Genomic DNA, 6,415 nt, shown 5'->3' on the forward strand with positions numbered 1-6,415 from the left:
GTTCGCCCGGGAGTTCGGGCAGTGGGCAAGAAAAAGAAGGTTGACAAAACCTTAGCCCCGAGGTATCCTCTCCTCCATGAAGGCAACAGCAGCGCGCCTATTGCCGTCCCAGATGGCCCTCGAGGTCCAGGTTCCCCTGCGGGTGGCCAACCCCAGCGGTCTGGTCCGCCCCCCCGTCTACTCGGTGGACGGAGGCCCCTTTGTTCCCCTCGTCCAGACCCGGTACATAGGGGGAGAGCCGGTGGAGACCGCCCTGCTGGACTCGGTGGAGAGCCAGGCCAACCGCCAGGAGGCGCTCCTTTACCGCCACCTCCCCCTGCCCGACGTTCAGGTGGAGCTTTTTGATGGGCGCCGCGTCTCCCAGTACGAGGCCCCGGGCCGCATCCTGGACGCCATTTTCCGGGAGGCCACTTTCGGCGGGGTGCCCTTTTACCAGACCCCCCTCTTCCAGGCCATCGCCCGGGGAGGGGAGGAGGCGGAACGGACCCTCTTCCGCCACTCCCCCCTCACCCTGGTCTACGGGGGTTGGCTCTCCTACGGGGACATCCCCCCGGAGGTGGCCCCCAAGTGGCCCAGGCTGGTGGCCCTGGAGATCCTGGGCCTGGAGCCTCGGGAGGCTCACCGCACGAGCTCCAGGTTGGACCCTCTCGGCGTCCCGGGGGAGCTTCCCCTGCCCGAGGCCATGTCCCAGGCCCTGAAGGAGCAAGGAAAGAGGGGTAGGCTTTCCGAGGCGGGCCTGGGCCGCATCCCTCCCACGGCGAGCCCCATGGACGTGGCGGTCAAGGGGGCGGTCCTGGTGGGGGCGGTCTCCCTGGTGGGCTTCAGGAACCTGCGTCTGCCCCAGAAGGCCCAGGAGGTCCTCCTCGCCCTCGCCCTCCTGGGGCTTGCCCTGCAGCACAAGGAGGGGTACAGGCTGCGCTCGGGGGCCGACCTGGTGCCCGAGGGGAACGGCTGCCTCACGGTCCGGGCCCTCCCTTCCGGGGAGGAGGTGTGCCTGGAGGTGGAGCCCCTGAGGGAGGAGCTGGACTGGCTCCTGGGGGAGCTCCCCGAGGAGTTGCGCTGGTCCGGGGAGCCGGTCGTCCTGCAGGCCAACGAGACCCTGAACCAGCTCTACAGAAACGCCCTCTTGGGCAAGGCCGAGAGGGCCAAGGCTAAGCGGGAGAAGGAGGGGTAGTGTACCTGGCCTTCCTCGTCCGGTACGCCGTGGACGCCCACCGGGGCAAGGGCCCCCGGGGCCGGGAGTTTCCCCCCCACGAGGTGCGCCTGCGGGGGGGACTGGTGCGGTCCTGGGCCCTGGAGGGAAAGTCCCAGGAGGCCACGGAGGCCTTGGAGTGGCTGGAAACCCTGCCTCCGCCCCGGGTCCTGGCCCCTAGGGCTCCGGAGGGGGACTGGCGGACCCGGGTGGCCTACGTCCCTCCCCACGACCTGCCCCAGCCTCCCGACCGCCGGGAAAAGGTGCCCCTCCTGCACCACGTCCTTCCCCTCCCCGGAAAACTCCTCGCCTACGCCTACCCCCTCGAGGGCCGGGAGGAGGAGGCCCAGGCCTGGCTCCCCACCCTGAGGGGCCTAGCGGGAAGGATCAACTATCTGGGCACGAGCCGCAACCTGGTGTGGGTGGAGGCCCGGCTGGTGGAGGACCCCCTCGGGGCCTACCGGGAGGAGGCTGGCCAGGAGCCCCGGCTCCTGGTGCCCGCCGAGGCGGGGGACCTCTGGATGCGGGTCGCCCCGCCGGGTTTCCTCCGCCTTGCTGAGGAGCGGTTCCAGGCCCGGGTGCGGGAGCTTCCCCACCGCTGGGTGCCCTACCGGGAGCCCGAGGCCCCAGGGGAGGCCCGGGTCCCCTCCCCCTGGGGCGCCTGGCGGGTCTTGGCCCTGGACCCTCCCTTGCCCCTGGAGTGGGCCCCCCTGTTCGCCCACGCCGCCCGGAGGGCCCTCCTGAGCCTCCTGCCCCCGGGGGCGCCGCCGGAGCTCACCGGGCACGGGGAGGAAGGCGGTCCCCTGAGGGCCCCCCACCTGGCCCTGGTTCCCCTCCCCAACGTGGGCCACCGCTACGGGGACGGCCGCGTCCTGGGCCTGGCCTTCCTCCTGCCCTGGGAGGCAGGGAGGGCCGCGGAGCTCGCCCTCCTCGAGGCCCTCCTCAGGCTGGGGGAGGTCCGCCTGAACGGCCTGGCGGTGCGCCTCCTTCCCCCTGACGGGCGCTGGGCCCTTCGGGAGGGGCGCTGGCGGCGCCCCGCCCGCCGTTTCGCCAGCGTGACCCCCGTGGTCTTTGACCGCTACCCCAAGCGGGGCGACGTCCTCGCGGCCCTCCGCTTCTCCGCCCGGTCCGCGGGCTTCCCGGAGCCCCAGGAGGCCCGGGTCCTGCCCTACCCCCGGCCCCAGGGGGTGCCCCTAAGCCGGGACTTCCGCCTGCCCCCGGGGGTGGAGGGCTACGTGGCCCACGCGGAGATGCTCTTCCCCGAGCCGGTTTCCGGCCCCGTTCTCCTGGGGCGGGGGCGGTACCTGGGCCTTGGGCTTTTCGTCCCCTTGGAGGTGGAGGATGGAGGCGCTTGAGCGGGCCTTTGCCGAAAACCCCCTTACCCTGGAGGACTTCCCCGGCTTCTTCCTCGAGGCCACGGGGCACGAGCCCTACCCCTGGCAGGAGGGCCTCCTGCGCCAGGTGGTCCAGGGAGGGTGGCCCGAGGCGGTGGCCGTGCCCACCGGGGCGGGGAAGACCATGGTCCTGGTGGTGGCCCTGTTCCTCATGGCCCTGGACCCCAAGGCCCACCGCCGGGTGGTCTACGTGGTGAACCGCCGCCTGGTGGTGGACCAGGCCTACGAGGTGGCCCTGGGGCTCCAGGAGAGGCTGGAGGAGGCCCTGGCGCGGCCCTCCGGGGAGGCCACCCCTCTGGTCCGGGCGGCCCGCAGGCTGGCCGCCCTTGGAGGCGGCCAACCCCTGGAGGTGGTCCGGCTCCGGGGCGGGGTGCCCCGGCCCAGGCCCACCCTGCAGGACCCCGCCCGGCCCGCGGTGGTCCTGGCCACGGTGGACATGGCGGGAAGTCGGCTCCTCTTCCGCGGCTACGGGGTTTCCCGGGGGCTCCTCCCCGTGGAGGGGGCCCTCTTCGGGACCGACGCCCTCTACCTCCTGGACGAGGCCCACCTGGAGGCGCCCTTCCTCGCCACCCTGGAGGCCGTGGCGGGGTCTCCCGGGCCCTGGGGCCGCCCGGGGGTGCGGGCGGTGGCCCTCACCGCCACCCCGGAGGGCCTGGGGCGGGGAGGGGTCTTCCGCCTGGGGGAGGCCGACGCCCGCCACCCCCGCCTGGGCCGGATCCTCGCCGCTTCCCGCCGGGTGTGGCTCCGGGAAAGCCCCTCGAGGAGTCGGGGGAAGGACCTGGTGGCCCACGCCCTGCGGCTCGGCGAGGAGCTGGGGGGCCCCGTGGCCGTGGTGGCCAACCGGGTGGGGCGGGCCCTGGAGGTCTACCGGGAGCTCGGCAGGGCCTTTCCGGGGAAGGTCCTCCTCCTCACGGGCCGCATGCGCCCCCATGAGCGGGACCGGAACTTCGCCCGGACGCGGGCTCTCCAGGAACGCCTGGACGGGGGAGAGGTGGCCTTCGTGGTGGCCACCCAGGCCCTGGAGGTGGGGGCCGATCTGGACTTCGCCGGCATGGTGACGGAGCTCGCCGACCTTTCCGCACTGAAGCAGCGCCTGGGGCGGGTGAACCGCCGGGGCCAGAGGGAGCGGGCCGAGGTGGTGGTCCTGGGGGAGGGGGAGGCCGAGGCCAAGGAGGCCCGCCCCTACCTCCCGGAGGCCCTCCGGGCCACCTGGGCGTGGCTTGCGGCCCTGGGGGCGGAAGGGGGGGTGGACCTCTCCCCCGAGGCCCTGGCGCAACGCATGAGGGCCCAGCCCCCACCCCCCGAGGCCTTCGGCCGTCCCCGCCCCCCCATGCCCTTCTTTGAGGCCTTCCTCCCCCTCCTGGCCCACACCGACCCTCTGGTCCCCCTGGACCCCGACCCCTTCCTCCACGGCTTGGAGCGCGCTGCCCCCGAGGTGGAGGTGGTGTGGCGGGCGGACCTCCCCGAAACGGCGGAGGAGGTGGAGGCCTACCTGGAGGCCGCCCCTCCCGGGCCCAAGGAGGGGGTGCGCCTTCCCCTCTACGCGGTGCGGGCCTGGCTCCGGGGAGGGGCCGCGGACCTCGCGGACCTGGAGGGCCAGGAGGAGGAGGCTTTAAGGCCCGGCCCTCCCCGGGAGGGGAAGGCCTTCCGCTTTGACGGGGAGGGGGTGGAGGAGGTCTCCCTCCGGGACCCCAGGCTTCGCCCTGGGGACGTCCTCCTGGTGCCCGCGGGGTTTGGGGGGCTTTCCGAGGGGCACTGGGACCCGGAGGCGAGGGAGCCCGTCCCCGACGTGGCGGAGTGGGGGGAGGAGAGGCCCCGCTTTCTCCGGCTTCACCCCAAGGTCCTGGCCCAGGCCCTCGAGGACCCCGAGGGGGCCGAGGGGTTTGGCCAAGAGCTCAAGGAGCGCCTCCGTGGGGCCGAGGGCCGCCGGGAGGCCCGGGAGGAGGTGCGCCGCTTCCTGGAGGAACGCCTCCCGGACTTCCGCGCGGAGTGGCGCCCCCTGGTCCAGGCCTTTCTGGAAGGGGCCTTTGAGGTCTGGCCCTGGGAGGAGGGGTGGGGCTACGGGGGGTACGTCCTCCGCCTGCGCCAGGAAGACCCCCTCTACGGCTCCCGCGGGCCCGAGGCCCTCGAGGCCCACAGCCGGAAGGTGGCCGAGGCGGTGGAGGACTTCGCCCGGCGCCTGGGGCTGGACCTCCGGGCCGGGGCCGCCCTCCGCCGGAGCGCCCTCTGGCACGACCTGGCCAAGCAGGACCCCCGCATGCAGCTCTGGTTCCTCATGAGCGCGGGGGAGGCGGTGGACCTCTCCTCTAGGCCCCTGGCCAAGAGCGGCACCCGCCTCACCCGGAAGGAGCTGGAGCGCCTGCGGAAGGAGGCGGGCTACCCCCCGGGCCAGCGCCACGAGCACGTGGCCGCGCGGCCCCTCCTGGGGAGCCACCCCCTCGAGGCCCACCTGGTGGCCACCCACCACGGGCGCGGGCGCCCCCTTCCCGCTCCTTCCCCCGACGCGCCGGGCTTCCCCGTGCCGCTATGGGCCCCCTGGGCCTCCTGGCCCGGGCCTTCCCACGGGGAGAGCGCCCACGGCCTGGAGCGGCTGGAAAGCGGCTACCTGGAGAACTTCCTCCGGCTTCTCAAGGAGATGGGGCCCTGGGGCCTGGCCTACGGGGAAGCCCTCCTGCGCCTGGCGGACTATCTGGCCTCGGGAGGTGAGGCGTGAAGGAGGTGATTTGGCTCGAGGGGTTGGGCCTCGAGGGCTTCCCCGTGGCCGCCCTGGCGGCCTACGGCGCCCTGCGGCTTTTGGTGGAGGAGGAGGGGATGGAGGGGGTGCGCCTGGTCTTCCGCGACCCCCAAAGCCGCCCCGTTCCCGGGCTTTTGGGGGTGGAGGAGAGGGAGCTCCTCTGCCGGCTGGCCCGGCGCCTGCGCCGCGTGCCCCCCCTTCCCCCGGAGCTTCTGGAGCGGGAGAAGCTGGAGGACCTTTCCCCGGAGGAGATGCGCCGCCTGGCCTCCGCGGACCCCCGGGCCCGCCGCTTCCTGCCCGCCCTCCTCCTTCCGTTGCCGGGAGGGGGGATGTTCCCGAGCCCCCTGGACACTTCCAAGGGGCAGCAGCGCCTCACCAAGACCCTGCGGGAGAACTGGGAGGCGGCCCGGAGGACCCACCTCCTCAAAGGGCTCCGGCGGGTCCTTTTCTCCGGGGTCCTCCTGGGCCCCGGGGAGGTCCTTTGGGCCTGGGCTCGGGTCAGGGGCAGGGCCTCGAGGCGCAGGTCCCCCTTGGAGTTTGGTCTGGTGGGCTGGCACCCCAGCCAGTACCGCCAGTGGGCGGAAGGGGCCCGCGAGCCCAGCGGTCTTCCCTTCCACGAGAAGGTGCGCATCCACCCCGTGGCCACCCTCCTGGCCTGGGAGGCGGTCCCCCTCTTCCTCCTCTACCCCGCCCCGGACGGGGTGCGGGCCGCGGGGGTCCACGACCCCGAAGGCCAGCCGAGCCTCCTCCTCCCCACTCCGGGCCACCCCGTCTCCCTGGAGGCCCTCCGCGCCCTCCTCCTGCAGGCCCCCCTGGCCCTCCAGGACCCCAGGGCCTGGCCCCCGGAGGTGGCCCTCTGGCGGTCGCCCCGCCTGGGCCACCCTAAGCGGCAGAAGGACCCCTACCCCGTCTACGTGGAGGCCCGGCCCGTCCTGCGCGGACCCCAAGCGGGCGCCCAAACCCCGGGGGGTTCGCGCAGGGGGCGTTAGGCCCTTGGGGAAGGGATTTACTGGCGTTGGAAGGGGTATAATCACGGCGCGCGGCGAAGCCCTCTCAACCCAGGTTCGCGCGGGGAACCTTGAAAACCGGCTTCCA

General features: G+C 73.8%; 4 protein-coding genes. All 4 read left to right on the top strand.

Translation table 11 applies throughout. The features are described 5' to 3' along the window. Positions 1-76: 76 nt before the first annotated feature. Genes BLP62_RS08570 through BLP62_RS08585 form a run of 4 tightly spaced genes read left to right on the top strand, consistent with a single transcriptional unit; the run spans position 77 to position 6,309 of the window. Positions 77-1,174: a type I-G CRISPR-associated protein Cas7 gene (locus tag BLP62_RS08570; RefSeq protein ID WP_093007748.1), complete on the top strand. Its 1,098-nt coding sequence runs from the start codon at positions 77-79 to the stop codon at positions 1,172-1,174. Continuing rightward, positions 1,174-2,547, top strand: coding sequence for a type I-G CRISPR-associated protein Csb2 (gene csb2 / locus BLP62_RS08575; RefSeq protein ID WP_093007750.1), 1,374 nt, complete (start codon positions 1,174-1,176; stop codon positions 2,545-2,547). The genes BLP62_RS08570 and csb2 overlap by 1 nt, the downstream gene beginning before the upstream one ends. After that, complete coding sequence (gene cas3g / locus BLP62_RS08580) at positions 2,534-5,299, top strand: type I-G CRISPR-associated helicase/endonuclease Cas3g (RefSeq protein ID WP_093007752.1); 2,766 nt, start codon at positions 2,534-2,536, stop codon at positions 5,297-5,299. The genes csb2 and cas3g overlap by 14 nt, the downstream gene beginning before the upstream one ends. Then, a complete protein-coding gene (locus BLP62_RS08585; RefSeq protein WP_241374221.1) occupies positions 5,296-6,309 on the top strand; it encodes a hypothetical protein in 1,014 nt (337 codons plus the stop codon). Before cas3g ends, BLP62_RS08585 begins: the two co-directional genes overlap by 4 nt. Positions 6,310-6,415: the final 106 nt, after the last annotated feature.

It is taken from the genome of Thermus arciformis (assembly GCF_900102145.1).
Taxonomy (GTDB): domain Bacteria; phylum Deinococcota; class Deinococci; order Deinococcales; family Thermaceae; genus Thermus; species Thermus arciformis.